1 protein-coding gene is annotated in these 3329 nt (G+C 42.0%); it reads left to right on the top strand.

The genetic code is table 11. The features are described from left to right. Window position 1: 1 nt before the first annotated feature. Window positions 2-3329: type VI secretion system membrane subunit TssM (gene tssM / locus CAG69_RS01315; RefSeq protein WP_161442334.1), on the top strand; the 3328-nt coding region annotated here is incomplete at its 3' end.

Here is a 3329-nt window from a genome sequence, read left to right as displayed (position 1 = left end):
TATATTAACGCTTTTAGTGGCGATAACCATTACCGCTATTTATCTTCTTTTTCTAAAAGATGCAGATAAACTGTATCTTTGGCTGAGCCTTGGTGTTATCGCCATTTTCTACATCACTTTTCAATTCACACTATGGTTGAAAAAAAAGAACAGCGCTAAAGCTCAAAATTTGGAAACTGAGGAAGAAGCTCTTTCTATGGTTATCCAACCTCTTCTTGCTAACTCAGGCAAGAAACCAATTTATCTGATGCTTGGTAATAAAGGGTCAGGGCGACGTCAATTTTTATTTAATTCTAGTGCAATTAAACCAATGGATCGCACGAGAACCGCTAAGAATGATTTTTTTGAATGGTACGAATCTGACAGCGCTGTATACATCAAACCTGACCAACGCTTAGTGTTTCAAGAAATATCAAGCAGTGATGCTTCTTTATGGAATACATTCATCGAAGAAGTGATTCGCCACCGACCTAGAAAACCATTTTCTGGCTGTTTATTCTTCATCGACTTCGAGTTCATGATCGTCTCTGAGCCAGAACAAAAAGAGTACACTATTTCTTCGTTATTGGAGCGCTTGAGCACTATCAACTCTAAAACGTCGTCAGCATTACCCATTTATCTAATTATGTCGAAGCTAGACAAGTTAGATGGATTTAAAGAATACATGCACTTTAGCTCTCTTAAGACACGTGTAGAGTTCCTTTCTATCCCGCTGAAAGAGGCCAAAGGTGTTTTTTCAGAATACTACCGTGATAGCTACCGAAATCTAGTTAAAGTGCTTGAAAGTAACGCGCTAGATGCATCAGCTAACTCAACAGATATCGACGAGAAACAGGCAATTCTCGCTTTCCCTAAGCAGTTTGAGCTATGTCAGTCTGAAGTCAGCTATGTCCTTGAGCGTCTGTGTGATGTTAACAACGGTGTTTATTCGCTAGATATCCGTGAAATTTTCTTTAGCTCAAGTTTACAAGGCGGTCGTAAATACAATTTACTAGCAAAAAGTTGTAGTAACTACTTCAACTTACCAATTATCGCCTCTGAGCATACCCAGTTGACGGAAACACCGTATTTTTCTCGCTTTCTGATTGATTCGCAAATATTGCCTGAAAGCGATTTTGCGGGAGAAAACAAGACGTATCTTCGTCTAATTCAGAGACAAAGCCGTTTAGCCATACTCGGCTCCATTATTCTGCTTGCTGGCGGTAGTTACTTTTTTGCAACTACGTTAGACAGTAACTTACATGTGATGAATCAACTACTAAGTATTGATGACAAATCACAAGCAGAGCACGATGCAAGATTTAGTGAGCTTTTAGAAAATGCAACCAAAGCGATAGAACCGTCTTATGGGGCATGGCTTAAAGGTTCTAAGGCTTTAGATGAGGAAATATTACCACTCAATATTAGCCGTTTGGATCAAAGCACTCGCATTGCCTACGAAGCGTTACTTAAGGAAGTCGCTCAGCAGCTAATACCTCTGATTGAGAAAGGTTACCGCCTACAATTGGCACAAAATCAAAACGCTTTCACGCGCGCTTTACCTCTATTGAAGGGGTATTTAATGCTTAACGATCCATCTAAGCGTGATATCCGTTTTTTACGTCATCAAACACTCCAAATGATGAGTGATTTGAGTAACCGAAGTGACATCGTTGATCAGGCCATGCGCTACTTAGACGCCTACTTTCGCACACAATTTGCTCCAATCGATATCAACATGGATCTTGTTCGTGCAACACGTCGCTCATTACTTGCAAATTCGAATGTCGACCTCGTGTATGCAGGCATTTTAAACGAAGCAAGCTCTATTGATTTAGGAACATTAGATCTGCAACGAGCCGTCGGTTTTGAGTTTAGCAATGTATTTAACACGCCAATCGATAGCGAACGCTTAATCGTCGATAAGATCTATACCTCCACTGGTTTCAGCACCTTTTATCGACCACGCGTGGACTTAATGTCACAACGAGTAATCAGCGACAACTGGGTTCTAGGTCTATCGCAACATGTCATCCCTACCAACGAAGAGCAAGAAGCCTTTAAAGAAGAAGTGCGAAAAAAATATACTGATGACTACATCAATAACTGGCGTAATGCGCTGAGTGAGCTCAAAGTCCAAAACTATGACAACATTGGTGATCTGACCAACGCGATAGACTTAATCTCTGGCCCTTCTTCACCAATGACAACGGTATTGAAGCAGGTCTATGCCAACACACAATTTTCACCCGTTGGCGAAAAAAGCGCTCTAATTTCAAAACTTGACCCGAAACTCGCGACAGCAGCAGATTCTGCATCAGATGCCGTAGAAGAAGTGGTAAAGCCTGATTACTTGCTAATGCAACGTGTTGAGCAAGCCTTTCACCTATTAAACCAGCTTCAAGTGAGTGAGACACCAAACTCCCCTACTCCTTGGGATGAGACCGTTGCAGCGTTGAGCCGTGTTCGCACCTACATGAAGGACATCGCCGACGCGCCAGATCCACAAATGGCGGCGCTAGCAGCAGCACAGCATCGAATGAACAGTACTGAGGCGGACCCATTAATCAAGCTTAAACAGATTGCACAAAAATCACCAGAACCCGTTCGCAGCTGGTTACTAGATGTGGTTCAGCAAAGCTGGTCAGTAATGATTACAGAGTCCGCAAAAGGCATCCAAACTCAGTGGTACAGTGAAATTTATACCAAGTTTAAAGAGATTGGATTAGGGAAATATCCATTTGACCTAACAGCGACCGAGGAAATCTCAATTGAAGATTTCGAATTGCTATTTGCTTCAGGTGGCTTGTTAGACACATTTATTCAGAAAAACTTTGCACCGTTCTACGATACGAACTTGTGGACGCCAAAGCAGGTAGATGGTGAGACGATGCCAATCTCTCCAGCTCTGCTAGTGCAACTACGCAACTATAATGTCATTCGAGATACATTAATTAATAAAAGCACCAACCGAGTTCATATTCCGTTTAGTGCAAGAGTACTCGACCTTGACTCTAGTGCAATTAGAGCCAGTTTAAAAATTGCAGATACCAATATGAGTTACTACCACGGTCCAAGCCGAATTCGTGAAATGGCCTGGCCACCGCAAAATGGTGACTTCAATATTAGTATCACGCTCCAGGATGTAACAGACGAAGGTAGACAGCACGTTTTAAATAAGAGTGGTCAATGGGCGATATACAGATTGCTAGGTGACTCGACCTTGACAAACACTCATAACGGCAGCTTTGTCAGTGACATAAAAGTGTCAGGGAGGGACTTAAGCTTACGCATCACTCCATTGACGCAGAAAAACCCATTCACTCTTGCTGAGCTATATAACTTTACGC

It is taken from the genome of Vibrio sp. V43_P6S15P86 (genome assembly GCF_009904725.1).
Lineage (GTDB): Bacteria > Pseudomonadota > Gammaproteobacteria > Enterobacterales > Vibrionaceae > Vibrio > Vibrio diabolicus.
This window is presented reverse-complemented; position numbering and strand designations above follow the sequence as displayed.